Genomic DNA, 17,227 nt, shown 5'->3' with positions numbered 1-17,227 from the left:
CATTCCTATCTGGCGCCCGGCTGCGGCCGGCCCGAAAAGGGGTCCCTGCGTTCCCGGGGAAGGGCAGGCGGTGGCGGCTTGGTCAGGGAAAACCGGGTGGCTGTGGCAACGCCGCCCGCGCCCAGGACCCCGCCCAGCACGGCGGTGGACTGCATCAGGGAAGGGTCCTTGCTGCCCGCCACCAAGCGGGCTGCCTCCTGGTACCCGCCGAGATTGTGGCCCGGTCCCAGTCCGGCCTTTTCTCCACCGCGCACATAGAGGTCGTTGGTCACTGTCACGGTGACCTGGTTCCGGGCGTCCCGGTTGGCCACACCGTCGCTGCCTGGGACCCAGTCCGTGCGGTGTTCCAGGTGGAGGGTGCTGACGTCGGGGGGAGGGGTGATGCGTGAAATGGGCGATCCGGCAGTCAGGACGTACTTCACGTCGTACTCCTTCAGGAACTCCCGGTCTGCCGCCAGGTTCATGGCGTGGATGCCGCCCTGGCTGTAACCCACTGCCACCACGTCCGCTCCCGGCTGGGCACCGGCCGCCCGGAGCGCCTGGAGGACACCGGCATTCACCTGCCGGGAGCTGCTGCCCAGGGCATCGGCAATCCCGGCAAGATCGAAAGGATTGGTGCCTTCGTCTTCGTTATGCACCTGGGTTCCCGGTACTACCACCACATATGCCTTCGCACCTCTGTTGTCCACCTCGATGACTTCGATGTAGCCACTGCCGCGCTCCTCGACCAGCCTGACCCGTTCAAGCAGGCCGGCAGGAGTGGAGTCCAGGTCGATGGGCACCCGTTCTTCCTGCTTTGCCGTAACCGCTCCCGGACGCAGCGCGGGGTTGATTCCCTCAACCAAAGACTTCAGCAGCGGCAGGTTGGTGACTGCATTCGCCACCAGCATCTCCATGGCATCTCCATTGAGGAATCCTGTCCGCCAAAAGTCCACATGCTTCTGGAGTTCAACATCCGGATCCGACAGGCCCAGCATCCACTGCGTGTGGGCGGCCGATTCGGCGATGTCGTAGTCCCGCCTGCAGCTCCGCACCTGGCTGCTGATCCGGTGCAGCTCCAGCCGGACCCGGAGGACCGCGTCCCGCGCCTCCCCCACGGCAATGAGCGCGGCAGTCCCCGTGGTTCGGGGCTGGTTTTGGTACGAACCAAGGTCCTGCCACGTCCCGGAGAGTTCCGCCTCGATCGCGGCAAGGCGGCCGGCGAGGCTATCGAGCTTTCCGGCCCCCACATCCAGTTCCTCCAATTGGACGGTGATGCCACCCACGCCACCGGAAATTGTCAGGATGCCGTCCGGGGGCGGGGGTGAGACGTGGATGGGTCCTCCTGAGCCAGCGGGTGTTGAATCGGCCATCAGAAGCGGTTGCCAGGCGAACAATCGGCGGTCAACGCTGCCCGCGCGTGGGCGGCCACTGCGGCAGTGGCTTCCTGCAGCCGGTCCAGTGCCCTCCGGACCGCCACCGCCTGCAGGCTTACCGAATCGCGGTACGCCTGCCCGGCGGGCGATTCCCAGTTCGCCAATTGAATCTCGTGAAATCCTGCAAGTACCTCTTCCGTCCTGTCAGAGCATTGGGCCACCCTTCGGCCGAGCTCCTGGACTTCAAGGCTGACGCCCAGCCCGTGGCCCCATATTCCGTCCGTCAGATCGTTCCCCATGCCAGCTTCCTGTCGCCGCCTCCCGGGCACATGATTCGCCCTAACCTTGCTGATTCCAACGCTAGGGAGGCCCCCTTCCCGGGGTAAGCACCTCCGCCCGCTATGTGGATAAGTAACGTGGATATCCGGCTAAAGCCGCCGCGGCAGTTCATGAAAGAATCAGCACATGCCTGAAACCGCCGCCACAGCTGATACCCGTACGCCCTCAGGACGCCTGGCCCTCGCCGCGTCCCCGGAAAAAATCGCGCTCGGCCCGCTGGACGGCCGCTACCAGTCCGCCGTCGCGCCCCTCGTTGACTACCTGTCCGAGGCAGCCCTCAACCGCGACCGCGTGGCCGTGGAAGTCGAATGGCTTATCCACCTGACCAGCAACAACGTCCTTCCGGGCGCCGGTCCCCTGAGCCGGGAGCAGCAGGACCAGCTCCGCGCCATCGTCACCGAATTCGACGCCGCTTCCGTGGCCGAACTCGCAGAGATCGAGGCCGTCACAGTCCACGATGTCAAAGCCGTGGAGTACTACATCGGCCGCCGCCTGTCTACGATCGGCATCGAAAACCTGACCGCCATGGTGCACTTCGGCTGCACCTCAGAGGACATCAACAACCTGTCCTACGCGCTCGGGATCAAGGGAGCGGTGGAGGACGTGTGGCTGCCCGCAGCCCGCGCCCTGGTAGGACAGATCGGCAAAATGGCGGAAGACAACCGCGCCGTCCCCATGCTGTCCCGGACCCACGGGCAGCCGGCCACCCCCACCACGCTGGGCAAGGAGCTGGCCGTCGTCGCGCACCGGCTTACCCGCCAGCTGGACCGTATCGCCAAGACGGAGTACCTGGGCAAAATCAACGGTGCCACCGGCACGTACGCCGCCCATGTGGCCTCCGTACCGGGTGCCGACTGGCAGCAGGTGTCCAGGACGTTCGTGGAGGCACTGGGACTGACGTGGAACCCGTTGACCACGCAGATCGAGAGCCACGACTGGCAGGCAGAACTGTATGCCGACGTGGCGCGTTTCAACCGCATCCTCCACAACGTCTGCACGGACATCTGGAGCTACATCTCCATTGGTTACTTCGCGCAGATCCCTGTTGCCGGCGCCACGGGTTCGTCCACGATGCCGCACAAGGTCAACCCCATCCGCTTCGAAAACGCAGAAGCGAACCTGGAGATCTCCAACGGAGTGCTGGACACCCTGGGCGCAACACTGGTCACCTCCCGCTGGCAGCGCGACCTCACAGACTCCTCCAGCCAGCGCAACATCGGGGTGGCGTTCGGCCACTCGCTGCTCGCCATTTCCAACGTGGCCAAGGGCCTGGAGCGCCTGGACGTCGCTGAGGACGTGCTCGCGGCGGACCTCGACACCAACTGGGAAGTCCTGGGCGAGGCAATCCAGATGGTCATGCGTGCCGAGGCAATTGCCGGCGTCGAAAACATGGAGAACCCCTACGAGCGGCTCAAGGACCTTACGCGCGGCCAGCGCGTGGACGCTGCCCGCATGCAGGAATTCGTGCAGAGCCTTGGCCTGTCTGCCGACGCCGAGGCACGCCTCCTGGCCCTCACGCCCGGCAAGTACACGGGCATCGCTGACCAGTTGGTGGACCACCTGAAGTAAGCCCGCAGGAGGGCAGGAACGTACGACGGCGGCGCCGGGCTCACGAAGAGCCCGGCGCCTTTCTGCGCCCCCACCGGGAAAGCTCTTTCCGCCGTACCTCGGCAACCTTCCGGGGTGCGAAACTTGAATCATGAAGTTGCTCCTGATCCGCCACGGCGAAACCCCCGGCAACGTGCTGGGCCAGTTGGATACCGACCACCCTGGTCCCGGACTGACCGAACTGGGCGAACGCCAGGCGGAGGCCATGGCGCGCTCCCTTGCCAACGAACGCATCAACGCCCTCTATGCCTCCACGCTGATCAGGACCCAGATCACCGCTGCACCGCTGGCGCGGCTGCACACCCTTGATATCGAGGTACTGGACGGGCTGCACGAAATTGAGGCGGGGTCGCTGGAGAAACTTACCGACCACGAATCCCACAAGCGGTATATGGGGACGGTGATCTCCTGGGCCGCCGGAGACCTGGACCTGCGGATGCCTGCAGGACCGGACGGCCATGCCTTCTTCGAACGGTTTGACGCCGCCATCGCCGAGGTGGCGGAGCGGGCCGAAAGGCAACAGCATGACACGGTTGCCGTGGTCAGCCATGGTGCCGCCATCCGAACCTGGGCCGGACTCCGGGCGGACGGTGCCGACCACGAATTCGCCGCCCGCCACGTCCTGGCCAACACCGGGATCGTGGCCTTGGAGGGCGACCTGCGTGCGGGCTGGAACCTGATCCACTGGGACGGGAGCCCGGTGGGCGGCCTTGCCCTGGCAGACCCCACCGCTGAGGACCCTACGGGGCGGGACGTGTCCGCGCCCTAAACACGCTGGCGGTGGCGCCGGGGGGAAAATAAGCCCATTGCCCTGCACGGGACTGCGTCCGGCTGAACCGGCCGGGGGCCGTAGCTGCGCTGGCTGGCCTGGCTGCTTACTGCGGGCATTGGCACCACGGGAATCAGCCGCGCGGCCAAAGCCGCGGCGCCTGCCGCCGTCGGCCGTTCCGCGGGGTCCATGGCGGTGAGGGCACGCAGCAGGACAGCCCATTCACCGAGCTGGTCCGGAACGTCCGGGGACCGAAGGGTCCGCGCCACGAGGGATTCGATGGCGGTGCCCGGAAACGCCTTGGAGCCGGTGAGAAGCTCCAGCAGGACCAGCCCCATGGAGTACACATCCCAGGAGGGCTCCACCGGACCGCCGGATGCCTGCTCAGGGCTCATGTAATGCACGGTGCCGGAGGAAATTCCGGGCTCGGGCGCAGACCCCGCCGCGGCGGCGATGCCAAAATCAATGATCCTGACGGGACTTCTGCGCAGGCCGCTCAGCATCAGGTTGGCCGGCTTGATGTCACGGTGAACAAGTCCGTTGGAGTGGACGTGCGCCAGCGCAGCGAAAAAATTCCGCGCCCACAGCGCAACATCGGCCGGACCGGGGTTCTGTACCCGGATGGTTTCGGCCAGGCTCGTGCCAAAAGCCAGTTCCTCCACCAGAAAGGGGCGCCCGGAATAAGGCCCGCCCTCAGGCATGACGCCCTGGGCAAGAAGCCGCGCAATGGAGGGGTGGTTGAGCCTGGCCAGCATGTCGGCCTCATTGCGGAGCCGCTGGTGCTGCTTCCGGCCATTGGCTGAGGCGATCTTTACTGCGGCATCAGGACCGCCCTCCAGGTCAACCGCGCGAAATACCTCGGCAGCAGCCCCACGGCCCAAGCGTTCCCTGAGCTGGTAGCGCCCGGCAATACGACCGCCGGCCCCGGGTTTCATCGAGTCAAGCGGCAGTGCCGGCGCTGCTGTCGCCGCGATGCTCATGCGGAAAGGGCGACGGAGGCGCGCGGTGCGCTGACATCGGCGGCAGGCCAGGCGTCCAGCTGGAATCCGCAGGCGCAGCGCCATACTGGCGGAAGCTCAACGCTTCCCGTATCGGTTGGCCCGAACGTGTAGCTGGCGCCTTCCCATCCCACGGCCGGCGTCACCAAATGCATGGCGGCCCCGCAGTGAACCGCCGGCTCTCCCTGCGGCGCAATGGTGCCGTCCAGGGGAAACTGCAGCAGCCCGCCCGTCACGTACGTCACGGCAGCGCCGGGACTGGGCGGTGAAACTTCGGTGAAAGTAACCAACACACTCACGACTCCGTTGGGAAGCAACTTCGGGAAAAATCGTAAGCTTACATATAACTAGTTGATCTAGCTAGTCCACCTAGTGAATTTTATTGTTTCCGGCTTCAGGAGCTTGAAGGGCGTCGGTCATCCGCTGGAGGAAATCCACCACCACGCGCGCCTCGTCCGCTGTCAGGCCTTCGGCCACCTGCATCATCCGGCGATGCATTGCACCAAGCGTCTCCCGGACTTCCTTGTCCGATTCACCCGTGGGAATGACGACGACGGAACGGCGGTCGGTGGGGTGTGGCTCGCGCCGGACGTGTCCGCTGGCAACCAGACGGTCGATCAGGGAGGTAGTGGAAGCGCTAGTAATATTGAGGAACTGGCTCAGGTCCTTGGGGACAACCTGCTTGCCGGAGGCCTGGACACGCAGCAGGTACCGGAGTGCAAGAATGTCGGTCTCCCCCATGCCCATGGAGTCCCTGGTGGAGCGGCGGATTTCCGTCTCGGCTGCCCGATAGTCCCGCAGCGACTTCAATACCGCAGCACTATAGTCCAGCTGCCCGTCGGGTCCGTACCAGTAACCGGATCCCTCGTTGCCCATAGAAACCATGTACCTACTTTAGACCAACTGGTAACTAGGCTGCCGAGCAACCTTGAGAATGCCTTCCTGGTTGACGTTATCCAGGTGCTAACCGCCAGGAAACACCTCCGTAACTCCTCCCGCCTAGCCTTATCAGGCATACCCCCTCCGGCGAATCGAGGCAGATATGCAGACCAACCCAAGGCTGAACATCCGGCAGGTCTCCTGGTCCCACCCTGTTGGTGCCGACCTTCGCCGCGCCCAGCAGGCCGAACTTGACGCCCGCTTTGGCCGGCCTGACCACGAACCCGGCCAGCCGCCGTCGGGCGCCGACTGCGCTGTCTTCCTGGTGGCATACGACAAGGGCTCCGGTCAGCCCGTGGGCTGCGGGGGACTGCGGCTCCTCGATTCATCAACAGCCGAAATCAAGCGTCTCTACGTACTGCCCTATACCCGCGGGTCCGGCGTGGCCAGCTCCATCCTGGCAGCCCTGGAAGCAGAGGCACACAAGCAGGGGATCACCCGCATCAAGGCGGAGGCAGGGTCCGCCCAGCCGGACGGCCGGAACTTCTACCAGAACTCGGGGTTCGAGGCCATCCCGAACTTTGGCCCTTACGTCGGAGTGGAACACTCCTACTGCTACGCCAAGAGCATCAATGCCCGCAGCGCAGCGCAAACCGCCATGGCTTAGCACCGGACCCTGGCATTGCACGTTCCGCATGCCGTCACCTGGCACCGTCACACTGGGAGTGCGCGCAGCCGCGTCAGCTAATCTCAGCCTATGGAAACAGCGGACATCACCTTCCGGACCCGCAAGTGGGTCCGCCCCGAGGACCTCAACGCCAACGGGACGCTCTTTGGCGGCAGCCTGCTGAAGTGGATAGACGAAGAAGCCGCCATCTACGCCATCCTTCAGCTGGGAAACGGCCGTGCCGTCACCAAGTACATCTCGGAGATCAACTTCGTCAGCTCGGCAGTCCAGGGCGACCTCATCGAGATGGGCCTCACGGCCACCCGGTTCGGGCGGACCTCGCTGACCATGCGCGCGGAAGTCCGCAACATGATCACCCGGCAAAGTATCCTCACCATCGAGGAGATCGTGTTCGTGAACCTGAACCAGGACGGCAAGCCCGAACCGCACGGCTACACGGAAATTACCTACGACCGGGACCGGATCCCCACCCATCACCTGACAGGGACAGTCGCCAAGGACTAACGTTCGCCCCTGGTTCACACCCAGGGCCCCCACCGTTTCCCTGGCTGGACCAATGTGGGCAGCCGGGCTGTTTATCGAATCGATAGCTATAACAGCCCGGTTTTTGTCATGCCCGGCTATAGGCTGTGCGGACATGCTCCGATTCCAGTCCAGAAATGAGTCCTGATCGTGCGTAAATTGCAGACTTTGGTTGCCGCCGCCGTCGCCGTCACCCTCCTCGCCGGATGTGGTGGCGGTTCTACTCCACCAACGTCAACGGGGGAAGCAACCGGCGCTCCGGCAGGTGGGTCCGGGGACACTTTGGTTGTCTATACCAACTCCAACGGAGAGGGCCGGGGCGACTGGCTGGCCGGCAAGGCGGCCGAGGCCGGGTTCAAGATTGAGATCGTGGGGGCCGGCGGCGCCGATGCCACCAACAAACTCATTGCCGAGAAGAACAATCCCATTGCGGACGTGGCGTTCGGCCTGAACAACATGTACTTCTCTCAAATCAAGAACGAGGGAGCATTAGAGGCCTACCAGCCTGCCTGGGCCGGAGACGTGGACAAGGGACTTGCCGACGGGGAGACGTACTGGCCCCTGGTGAAGCAGGCCATCCTCCTCGGCTACAACTCTGACAAGTTCACCAAAGAAGCAGCACCGAAGGACTGGACCGACCTGTGGACCAAGGACGAGTTCAAGGACCGTTATGAAAGGGTCACGGGCCTGGGAACCGCCACAGCCCAGTTGGTCTTTGCCGGCATCCTCTCCCGGTACCGGGACGACTCCGGTGATTTGGGTATCTCGGATGACGGATGGAAGCAGGTTGAGCAGTACTTCAAGAACGGCAGTCCCGCCGTTGCGAAAACTGACCTGTTTGCCCGCATCGCGTCCGGCGAAGTGGACATGGGCCAGATGCCGTCCTCGATCATCGCGGAGCGCGAAAAGTCCTTCAAGGTGAACGTCGACACGGTCATCCCTACCGTTGGCGTCCCGCTGGCGGTGGAGCAGATCGCACTGGTGAAGGGCACCAAGAAGAAGGAGCAGGCGCAGAAATTCATCGACTGGTTCGGCAGCGCCGAGGTTCAGGGCGAGTTCGCCCAAAAGTTCAATTCCATGCCCGTCAACAAGGCGGCCCAGGCAAAAGCAAACCCTGACGTGGTGGGCTTCTTCGCCGACCTTAAGCAGCAGGATATCGACTGGGGCTTCGTCCAGAAGAACATGGGTGCCTGGGTGGAGAAGATCGAGCTCGAATACATGACGTAGCCTGCCCTGCCAGCCCGCCGTTTCCGCGTTCCATCAGACAGGTATGCCATGATCCGCTTGGAAAACATTGAAGTTACCTTTGGCGGTTTCACCGCCATTCCGCACCTGGACCTGCATGTCCGCCCCGGCGAGTTCTTCACCCTCCTGGGACCCTCCGGTTGCGGAAAGACGACGGCGCTGCGCACCCTGGCCGGCTTCATCCAGCCGTCCAGGGGTACGGTCCGTGTCGACGGCAAGGATGTGACCCGCCTTCCCAGCGATAAGCGGCAGGTGGGCATGGTGTTCCAGAACTATGCCCTGTTCCCGAGCATGAGTGTCTGGGAAAACATCGCCTTCGGACTCCGGGTCCGGAAGGAAAAACCGGCAGACAGCGACCGTCTTGTGCGGGACATCGCACGGCGTGTGGAACTCAGCGATGAACAGCTGGCGAAGAACGTGGCGGAGCTGTCCGGCGGCCAGCAGCAGCGGGTTGCCGTTGCGCGGGCCCTGGTGCTGCGGCCAAAAATCCTGCTGCTGGACGAGCCGCTGTCCAATCTTGACGCCAAGCTCCGCCACCAGCTGCGCCAGCAGCTCAAGGACCTGCAAAGCGAGTTCGGCATCACTACCGTCTACGTCACCCATGACCAGGACGAGGCACTTGCCATGAGCGACCGCGTCGCGGTCTTCAACAAGGGCGTCATAGAGCAAGTGGGGACGCCGCAGGAAATATACGACCATGCGGCCACTGAATTTGTCTGCAATTTCATCGGCGACAGCTCCGCGCTTACACCTGACTTTATCTCGGAGGTCAACAGGCTCTCAGGCGCCGCTCTCAGCGCCGATGCCAAATCGTACCTTCGTGTGGAAAAGGCCTCGCTTGACCGGCCCGCCGGCGGGGGCACCGCCGTCGGGCTTCCCGCCACCGTTGTTTCCCGCACCTATCACGGCCTGCACAGCCGGTATGTGGTCCACAGCCACGGCACGGACATCCGTCTCCTGGTCAGGGAAGACGGAAGCAGTCACCCTGACTCCGGCACGGAAACAATCGTCTACGTCCAGCCTGAGCACATCCTCCAATACCATCCAGGAAGTGGAGTCGCACTGCGCCAGGACCAGGCGGTTGCCCTGCCATGAGCACCAACACCACAGCGCGCAGCATGGGCCGGTCACCTTTCGTCCTGGTGGTGGGCGTTGTCCTCACCTGGTTCATTGCCGCGTTCCTGGTATGGCCCAACGTCAACATCCTGATTGCCACTTTCTTTCCTGACGGGAGCTTTTCGGGCCGGGCCGCGGAGAAACTGTTTTCCTCGCAGCGGGCCATGAAGGCATTGGGCAACAGCTTCCTCCTGGCCGTGGCGCTGTCCATCACCGTCAATCTGGTGGGCGTCTTCATTGTCCTGGTCACCCACTATTTCCGGATCAGGGGCTCGCGCATCCTCTTCCTGGGCTACGCCTCCACCTTCATCTACGGCGGCATAGTGTTGGCCGCCGGGTACAAATTCATTTACGGGGACAAGGGCATAGTCACCACACTGCTGATCAAGCTGATCCCCGGAATGGACCCGGCGTGGTTCTCCGGGTTTTTCGCCGTCCTGGTAGTCATGACCTTTGCCACCACCACCAACCACATGCTGTTCGTCGCGAACGCGCTCAAGGGCATCGACTACCAGACCGTCGAGGCCGCACGGAATCTTGGCGCTTCCACCTGGACCATCCTGCGGCGCATCGTCCTCCCCATGCTCAAGCCCACGCTGTTCGCCGTCACCATCCTGTCGTTCCTCACCGGCTTGGGCGCCTTGAGTGCCCCGCAGGTGCTGGGCGGCCGCGACTTCCAGACCATTACGCCGATGATCCTGACCTTCACCAACAGCCCCACCTCCAGGGACCTCGCGGCGCTGCTGGCGGTTATCCTGGGCGTAGCCACCATGCTGATGCTCGCCGTCATGTCCCGGCTGGAGAAGGGTGGCACCTACTTCTCGGTGTCCAAGGTGTCCTCAGAGCTGCAGAAGCAGGACATCACCAACCCCGCAGCCAATGTGGCCGTACATGCCGTGGCATATCTCCTGTTTGCCATTTACACGCTCCCTGTGGCTTTGATCGTGCTGTACTCGTTCGCCGACGGCGCGGCCATCCAAACGGGACAGCTCTCGCTGGCCAACCTGACGCTGGACAACTACGTCCGCGTCCTCACCCAGCAGTCCGGGCTCCGTCCCTTTATTGTCAGTGTTGTGTACAGCGCCCTGGCCGCCGTCATCGCCGTGGGCGGCCTGCTCTTCGTGGCCCGGCTGCTGCAGAAATACAAAAACTGGGTGGGCTCGGCCTTCGAGTACCTGCTGCACATCCCGTGGATCCTGCCGTCCGCGCTGCTGGCCCTGGGCCTGATTGTCAGCTACGACCACCCGAACCCCCTGGTGGGCGGAGCCGTACTCACCGGAACAACGGTGATCCTGCTCATCGCCTTCGTCACCGTGAAGATTCCATTCACCCTCCGGATGCTTAAAGCGTCCTTTGCCTCCGTGAATTCTTCGCTGGAGGAGGCTGCTGCCATCATGGGCGCCAAGACGCTGTACGTCTTTCGGCGAATCCTCCTGCCGCTGGTGCTCCCGGCCGCAGCAGCCATCACTGCCCTGAACTTCAACAGCCTCCTGGACGACTACGACACCGCCATCTTCCTGGCCCATCCGCTGGTACAGCCGCTGGGCCTGGTGATCAAGGCCAACACCGACGGCGCAGAAGGCACTGAGGGTATTGCGAACACGTTCGTTTACACCGTGCTCCTGATGATCATCACCGGCGTGACGATGTACCTGGTCTACGGCAGGTCAGGCCGGCGCAGGGCCAGAAAGCAGCTGCCCATGGAGTCTCCCGGCCCGCAGGCCTCCGGCCCGGTACTTCCCGGGACCCAGGCCCCGGGCGAGGACGACGCCACACGCCCGGCCGCTGCCGTCCGCTGACTACCTTCCCGCACCGCTGGCGACGCCGGCGCGTTCGTTCCGCCGCCGGGCCAGGTTAAGCAGGCCGTCACGCAGCGGCTGGGCGCGTTCCGCTAGGGCCACCCGCATCATTGCCGCCGACGCCAGGCTAAGGGCACGGGTCCGCAGCCGCCTTTGCCGGTTGTAGGCGGCGAGCGCCTTGTCCTGTGGCAGGCTGTTCAACAGATCCGCAAGGGTGACGGCATCCACCAGTGATTCACAGGCTCCCCGGCCGAGGTTGGGCGTCATGGCGTGGGCGGCATCGCCCACCAACACGGCGGTGCCGCGGACGTAGGAGCGCAACGGCGGGGTGGTCCAGATCCGCTGGGCCAGGGAAAGTTCGGGAACGGCGGCCGCGAGCACCTGCCGGATGGCGGGAGCGTGGCCCGCAAAACGCAGCCGGGCCTGGTCCAGGGCCTGCGCGACATCGATCCCTGTGGGACCAAGATCGGAACGCCAGCTCGCATACCAGTTGGTCCCGCCCGGTGAGGCGGCGATGCCAAACAGGTCCCCCCGCCCCCAGTACTCCCCCACCTCCTCGGGATTGACCGGTGCAGGGATAGTGCCACGGACTGCAATGCACGACTGGACACGGGCATTCGTGCCGGCACCCCAGACCTCACGGCGGACCATGCTGTGCACGCCATCGGCTCCAACCACCAGGCCATGATCGTCCGGCAGCGCCTGCAGGTGCACAGCGACTCGGCGGACAGCAGCAGGGACGGCCGAATCAAGAAGCCTCAGGAGGTCCACCCGCGACATTCCGAACAGCTCGCCCCCGTTGACCGTGGCCCACGGTTCACCTGCTGCATTGCGGATGGATCCGCTGCCAAGGACAGGGCTGACCGCCCGGGCCTGGCCAAGGATCCCCACCCGCGCCAGCGCTCTCTGGGCGTTCGGCCACATCGCGAGCACGGTGCCGACCATGGGCAATTCCGGCCGCTTTTCGTACACCGTCACCTCGAAGCGGTCCGGCTCCAGGCAGGCCGCCAAGGCCAGTCCGGCGATGCCGCCGCCAACGATCGAGACCGTTTCCATGGACATCATGTTATGCCTCACCCATAGGGCAGTGGACGCAGTCCGGCGGCTGCTGGGTCCTTAGGCGCCTGCGGGCCAGCCCGTGTAGGCCTCGGCGAGGTAGGCCATGCCGTGGCGGGATGAGACCACTGAATTGAGTTCGCCGAGCTGGCGGGCGCGGGAGAAGTCGTCCGCGCCGGCAGGGGTATGCAGCATGGTGGTCATCCAGTAGGAGAACTGCTGCGCCTTCCACACCCGGTCCAGGGCGCGGTCGCTGTAAGTCTCCAACAGCCGGTCGGAGCCGGCGTTGTAGTGGCTGTCCAGCCCCTCGAAGAGGACCTTGACGTCGTTGATGGCCAGGTTCAGGCCCTTGGCACCGGTGGGCGGCACGGTGTGTGCGGCGTCGCCGGCCAGGAAGAGGTTGCCGTGCCGCATGGGCGTGTGGACGAAGCTGCGGAAGGGAAGCACCATCTTCTCGATGACCGGCCCTTCATTAAGTTCAAAGCCATTGCCGTTGACCCGGCTGCGGAACTCGGCCCAGATCCTGTCGTCATCCCACTCCGCCACGTTTTCCTTGGGATCGCACTGGAAATACATCCGCTGCACAGTCTCGGTGCGCTGGCTGATCAGGGCGAAGCCGTTGGCGGAGTTGGCGTAGATCAGCTCGTCGGAGCTGCGCGGCGCTTCGGCCAGGATGCCGAACCAGGCGAAGGGGTATTCGTGGAAGTACCACTTGCGGAGGGCCTCGGGGATCTGGAACCGGCAGTGGCTGCGCGATCCGTCTGCGCCCACCAGGAAGTCTGCCTGGATCTCGAACTCAACGCCCTCGGAATCGGTGAACCAGACCTTCGGCCTGCCTTCCAGGTCATGGACGGAGGTGTCGCTGACGCTGTAGCGGACATCGCCGCCGTCGTCCTTCCTCCGTGCTGCGAGATCCAGGAAGACGTCCGTCTGCGGGTACAGCCACACGGACTCCCCCACAAGGTCCTTGAAGTCGATGCGGTGGCTCTCGCCGTTGAACCGCAGTTCGATGCCGTCATGCCGGTCCCCGTCGCGCAGCACCCGGTCCGAGACGCCGCTGTCCACCAGCAGATTGACGGTGCCGTGCTCCAGGATTCCGGCGCGGACGGTGTGGGAGATTTCCTGGTGGCTGCGGACCTCGACCACCGTGGATTCGATGCCTGCCTTCGCCAGGAGATGGGAGAGCATCAGCCCCGCCGGGCCGCCTCCCATGATGGCCACCTGGGTGGTGATGACTTTTCGTGCCATGGCTGCGTCTCGCTTCGTTGCGGGGCCCGGGAAGGGGCCGGAATGGTTGCCTGGCTTCAGTGTGCGGGAAGAAGGGTGACGGGCGTTACAGCACTTCCGTTGAACGGAAGCAGAAGCAGGGGCCGGGACTGCCCAACAGCGGATCAGTCAGGCCCCGGCCAAACCCCTGGCAATGCCGCGGGCGGCCGTTTGCAGTGCCGGCACCAGGGCCTGCAGGCGCATCTCCTGCAGGGGCACCACCACACCCAGTGAGGCCACAGCGCGCTGCCTGCGGTCCAGCACGGGCACCGCAATCCCCCAGGTATCCGGATCCACCACGCCCTTCAGCTGCGCGAAGCCCTGGTGGGAGGTTTCGGCCAGCAGCCCCCGGATGTCCGCCGCAACCAGCTTCCCGTCGGGGTCGGCGAACTGGCCCAGGTACTCCTGCTGCAGCGCTTTGTCCTGGTGGGCCATGAGCGCCAGTCCGGCGGACGAGATATGGATGGGCATCCGGCCCGCCACCTGGGCCCGGTTGGCCACCGAGCCCCGGCGGGACAGTCGCTCCACGAAGAGCGCTTCCCAGCCGTCCAGCACCGCGAGGTTCACATTCTGGTTCAGGACCTGCTGGATGTCCTCCATGAAGGGCATGGCCGCCTGCCGTAGCGCCAACGCCGGGGAGGCGCGGTTCACCAGTTCCCATAACCGGAGTCCGGGCCGGACCATGCCGCCGGGAGCGGTTTCCAGCAGCCCGTGGCCGGCGAGCTGCTGCACCAGCCGGTGGGTGGTGGTCAGCGGAATGCCCGCCCGGTCAGCCAGGTCGGACAACCGGAGGGCACCGACGTCCTGGGGGAAGGCGGAGATCACGCGCACGATCCGGTCCACCACCGAATCCCCCGAGCTTGAGTTCGCCACCGCCGTATCCCTTCCGTTCAATGGGACGTCCAGCGTACCCCCACGGCCGGAAACCTGGGGCGGATCAGGCGGTCAGGCCGCCGTCGTCCGCTGCTGGATACCGCGCCGCTGCCTGAGGCGGCGCCACGCACTGGGAGCCAGCACCACCGCGATGCCGACGGCGGCGCCGATCACCGTCTCGATGATGCGGTCCCGCAGCAGGATGGAGGGTGAGGCGGGAACCACCAGCAGTGTTGAGACCAGCGCGAGGGGTGTTACGAAGACCTGGGCCAGCAGGTACTGGCGGATGATGAACATCTCGGCGCCGAACTGGCACAGCGCCATCACCAGCACCGTCTGCCACGGCTGCAGCCCCACCAGCAGTACGGCTGCCAGGACCAGAAGGCCCAGGACTGTGCCGATGATCCTTTGGATGCCCCGGCGTACCCGGTGCCGCGTGGTATGGCCCACCAGCGGCACCACGGCAGCCACCATGGCCCAGTAGTTGTGCCCGAACCCCAGGAGCTCCCCGGCCCAGGTGGCCAGCGCGCCGGCAAGGCCGGCAGCCACCAGGTAGCCGAGCCCCTCAAGCCAGGCCGCGCGCTTCTCCGCGGGCGTGCGCCGGATCCGCGGAAGCGTGGTCCAGGGCGTGCGGTGGCTGGGAAGGATCCGGGACGAGAAGCCCACCAGCAGGGCGAACCCCGTGGTGAGGACGGCCACCAGCATGCCCTGCCAGAGCGGCGGCTGGTTGGGAATGGAGGCGATGGCGGCGAAGGCGAAGATATGGAACAGCGAGCCCGCCGGGCGCAGCCGAAGCCAGGAAATGGCAACGGAACAGGCTCCGGCCACCAGCGTGGTGGCCAGGACCAGCAGCCAGGTGTGGGTGGCGGCGTCCAGGTCCCAGGCGGGACCCATCCGGGCCGCGAGCGCCGCGAGGAGCATGACGAGCAGCATGAGCAGCCCGGCCCGCAGCTGCAGCACAAACCGGACCGCGTGGGGTTCGCCGCGGCCGTAGATCCCCGTGAAGGCGCCGAAGGACGCGAAGATTGCCAGGTCCAGCCTGCCGAGCAGCGCCAGCGTGATCAGGGGGACGAAGACGCCCACGGCGCACCTCAAGGCGGGGTGGTGGTCCTTGTTGCCGGGGCCAATGCTGAACATTTCGGCAAACATCTTCACGGGCAGCGCCTTCCTGGGGTTCCTGGGTGGATTCTCACGGGCGGCCGCGCTGACGTTCCTGGTAAATCCTACGGCGCTGGTCCCGGAAGTCCCCCGTCGCGTTCCCCTGAATGGAATGAGGAGGCAATGCGGCGGAAACAGCACCGGACGATGCTGGTGTCATGAAGCGCCCTGAACACAACACGCCAGCTGCCGAACTGCGCTGCGAGGTCTGCGGCCTGATGCCGGAACCGCCCAAGGCGCGTTTGACCCTGGCCAACGTCGCAGTAATGCTGCCCATCGAGTTGCTGGTCCACGCCCTGGTGGTGGAGACCCACCTCCCCTATGTGGCGAAAGTCCTGGTGCTGACCCTGACCGCCACAGTCCTGGTGATCTGGGTAGCCGAGCCCTCAGCGGCCCGGATGCTGCTGCGCTGGCTGCACGCCCCTGCCCTCCGGCAGCGGCGTCAGCTGGCGTCGGCCCCGTCCCTCTGGCGCGCGCGCACGCTGCTCCGGGACCAGCCGGGGTCGCTGCAGCGGATCACGGCGGCGCTGGCCCGGCTGGACACCAACATCCTGAGCATCCACGTCCACCCGGTCCCGGACGGGGTCCTGGATGAGTTTGTCCTCTCGGTCCCCGGGGAGGTGGGCGAGCACGAGCTGCTGGCGGCATTGCTCGACGGCGGCGGCAGCAGTCCGCACGTCTGGCCGACCACCGCCCTCGCCATGGCTGACGGGCAGACCAGGCCGCTCAGCCTGGGAGCGAGGATCGCTGCGGCCCCGGACGAACTGCCCCTGGCGGTGGCCGAGCTTTTGCACGCACGGATCGTGCCGCCGTCGGACGCCGGCTTAAAAATGCCCGACGACGGGACGCACCTTAAGATCCCCACCGCCTGGCATGGTCCCATCACCTTCGCCCGGCCGGGAGAACCCTTCACACCGGCCGAGTCCGCACGGGCCCATCGGCTGGCGGAACTGGCCGAGATCATGTCCTACCGGCCGGCCGGGTCCCCAACAGCGCGTTGAGCCCCCACCCCACAACGGTAACCAGGACGATGGCGCCGGCCATGGAAACCAGCTGCACCGGGGCGGACAGGATGCCAAGGCTGACAATCAGCGTGGTGGCGCCCGCAGGAGGGTGCGGCAGGCCCAGCCCGGTCAGGACAAGGGTGGTCAGCCCAACCGACAACACTCCGCTGAGGACATGCAGCGGAGTCAGTCCGCCCACCGCCGCGGAGGGCTGGTCCTGCAGGCCCAACACATACAGGCAGAGCGCCCCTGCGGCCAGCCCCACGCCGTGGCCAACCAAGGTGTTGATGGGCCTTGATGCCTTCTGTTCGGGCGATTCGAAGAACAGCATCACTGTGGGCCCGAGGCTTGGGAACAACCAGGGAAGGTGGAACAGGAGGCCTGCCAGGCCGCTGACGGCGAGGACCAAGATAGCCAGGACTCCGGCGTAGATGGCAGCGCCCAGCTTGTCCCAGCGTTGCTTTGCGCGGTCCAGAACTGCGGTTTTCATGGCGATTCCTCTCTGCGGGGCGACTGGCGGACGGCTGGCATCCCTGCCGCCCCCATTCGGAC

18 protein-coding genes are annotated in these 17,227 nt (G+C 65.2%); 8 read left to right on the top strand and 10 right to left on the bottom strand.

The genetic code is table 11. The features are described 5' to 3' along the window. Positions 1–5: 5 nt before the first annotated feature. Together ACR65K_RS12110 and ACR65K_RS12105 are read right to left on the bottom strand one after the other, a co-directional pair. A complete protein-coding gene (locus ACR65K_RS12110; protein ID WP_440153029.1) occupies positions 6–1,352 on the bottom strand; it encodes a hypothetical protein in 1,347 nt (448 codons plus the stop codon). Further along, a complete protein-coding gene (locus tag ACR65K_RS12105) occupies positions 1,352–1,654 on the bottom strand; it encodes a hypothetical protein (RefSeq protein WP_440153027.1) in 303 nt (100 codons plus the stop codon). Before ACR65K_RS12105 ends, ACR65K_RS12110 begins: the two co-directional genes overlap by 1 nt. A 166-nt stretch (positions 1,655–1,820) precedes the next feature. Here ACR65K_RS12105 and purB point away from each other — a divergent pair, with 166 nt between their 5' ends. Then, complete coding sequence (purB, locus tag ACR65K_RS12100) at positions 1,821–3,263, top strand: adenylosuccinate lyase (RefSeq protein ID WP_440153026.1); 1,443 nt, start codon at positions 1,821–1,823, stop codon at positions 3,261–3,263. 130 nt (positions 3,264–3,393) lie between these two features. Continuing rightward, a complete protein-coding gene (locus ACR65K_RS12095) occupies positions 3,394–4,071 on the top strand; it encodes a histidine phosphatase family protein (RefSeq protein ID WP_440153025.1) in 678 nt (225 codons plus the stop codon). On the opposite strand, the gene ACR65K_RS12090 is transcribed toward ACR65K_RS12095, so the two are convergent. From ACR65K_RS12090 to ACR65K_RS12080, 3 genes are all read right to left on the bottom strand, one after another. Next, the gene (locus ACR65K_RS12090; RefSeq protein ID WP_440153024.1) at positions 4,068–5,051 is read right to left on the bottom strand and encodes a serine/threonine-protein kinase; all 984 of its coding nucleotides are present in this window, start codon (positions 5,049–5,051) and stop codon (positions 4,068–4,070) included. The two genes, ACR65K_RS12095 and ACR65K_RS12090, sit on opposite strands and share 4 nt — an antisense overlap. Then, positions 5,048–5,368, bottom strand: a complete 321-nt coding sequence (locus ACR65K_RS12085) for a hypothetical protein (protein WP_235565190.1) — start codon at positions 5,366–5,368, stop codon at positions 5,048–5,050. The genes ACR65K_RS12090 and ACR65K_RS12085 overlap by 4 nt, the downstream gene beginning before the upstream one ends. Positions 5,369–5,438: 70 nt before the next feature. Continuing rightward, entirely contained in the window at positions 5,439–5,954 is a 516-nt protein-coding gene (locus ACR65K_RS12080) for a MarR family winged helix-turn-helix transcriptional regulator (protein WP_440153022.1), read from the bottom strand. A 157-nt stretch (positions 5,955–6,111) separates the two neighbouring features. Here ACR65K_RS12080 and ACR65K_RS12075 point away from each other — a divergent pair, with 157 nt between their 5' ends. The 5 genes from ACR65K_RS12075 (at position 6,112) to ACR65K_RS12055 (ending at position 11,318) form a co-directional block, all read left to right on the top strand. Continuing rightward, positions 6,112–6,615, top strand: coding sequence for a GNAT family N-acetyltransferase (locus ACR65K_RS12075; protein WP_056335735.1), 504 nt, complete (start codon positions 6,112–6,114; stop codon positions 6,613–6,615). 90 nt (positions 6,616–6,705) lie between these two features. Continuing rightward, a complete protein-coding gene (locus ACR65K_RS12070) occupies positions 6,706–7,140 on the top strand; it encodes an acyl-CoA thioesterase (RefSeq protein WP_082566804.1) in 435 nt (144 codons plus the stop codon). Positions 7,141–7,308: 168 nt separating this feature from the next. After that, positions 7,309–8,385, top strand: a complete 1,077-nt coding sequence (locus ACR65K_RS12065) for an extracellular solute-binding protein (RefSeq protein WP_056335738.1) — start codon at positions 7,309–7,311, stop codon at positions 8,383–8,385. A gap of 48 nt (positions 8,386–8,433) precedes the next feature. Then, positions 8,434–9,498 (top strand): ABC transporter ATP-binding protein, encoded by a 1,065-nt coding sequence (locus tag ACR65K_RS12060; RefSeq protein ID WP_440153021.1) that lies wholly within the window; start codon positions 8,434–8,436, stop codon positions 9,496–9,498. After that, positions 9,495–11,318 (top strand): ABC transporter permease, encoded by a 1,824-nt coding sequence (locus ACR65K_RS12055; RefSeq protein ID WP_440153019.1) that lies wholly within the window; start codon positions 9,495–9,497, stop codon positions 11,316–11,318. Before ACR65K_RS12060 ends, ACR65K_RS12055 begins: the two co-directional genes overlap by 4 nt. Here the strand turns inward: ACR65K_RS12055 and ACR65K_RS12050 are convergent, their stop codons facing one another. From ACR65K_RS12050 to ACR65K_RS12035, 4 genes are all read right to left on the bottom strand, one after another. Further along, complete coding sequence (locus ACR65K_RS12050) at positions 11,319–12,374, bottom strand: FAD-dependent monooxygenase (RefSeq protein WP_440153018.1); 1,056 nt, start codon at positions 12,372–12,374, stop codon at positions 11,319–11,321. A 60-nt stretch (positions 12,375–12,434) separates the two neighbouring features. Beyond that, positions 12,435–13,622, bottom strand: a complete 1,188-nt coding sequence (locus ACR65K_RS12045) for a 4-hydroxybenzoate 3-monooxygenase (RefSeq protein ID WP_440153016.1) — start codon at positions 13,620–13,622, stop codon at positions 12,435–12,437. A 147-nt stretch (positions 13,623–13,769) separates the two neighbouring features. Continuing rightward, positions 13,770–14,513 carry an IclR family transcriptional regulator gene (locus ACR65K_RS12040; protein ID WP_440153015.1) on the bottom strand — a complete coding sequence of 248 codons (744 nt, stop codon included), beginning with the start codon at positions 14,511–14,513 and terminating at the stop codon, positions 13,770–13,772. 72 nt (positions 14,514–14,585) lie between these two features. Beyond that, on the bottom strand, positions 14,586–15,668 hold the full coding sequence (locus tag ACR65K_RS12035; protein ID WP_440153013.1) for an FUSC family protein: 1,083 nt from the start codon (positions 15,666–15,668) through the stop codon (positions 14,586–14,588). A 161-nt stretch (positions 15,669–15,829) separates the two neighbouring features. Between ACR65K_RS12035 and ACR65K_RS12030 the strand changes: the two genes are divergently transcribed. Continuing rightward, a complete protein-coding gene (locus ACR65K_RS12030) occupies positions 15,830–16,672 on the top strand; it encodes an ACT domain-containing protein (RefSeq protein ID WP_440153012.1) in 843 nt (280 codons plus the stop codon). Here ACR65K_RS12030 and ACR65K_RS12025 read toward each other — a convergent pair. After that, positions 16,632–17,165 carry an HPP family protein gene (locus tag ACR65K_RS12025; protein WP_440153011.1) on the bottom strand — a complete coding sequence of 178 codons (534 nt, stop codon included), beginning with the start codon at positions 17,163–17,165 and terminating at the stop codon, positions 16,632–16,634. The two genes, ACR65K_RS12030 and ACR65K_RS12025, sit on opposite strands and share 41 nt — an antisense overlap. Positions 17,166–17,227 lie beyond the last annotated feature (62 nt).

The sequence above is a fragment of the Arthrobacter sp. SAFR-179 genome (assembly GCF_059414945.1).
Note: the sequence above shows the minus strand (reverse complement) of the source record. Positions and strands in the feature narration are given on the sequence as shown.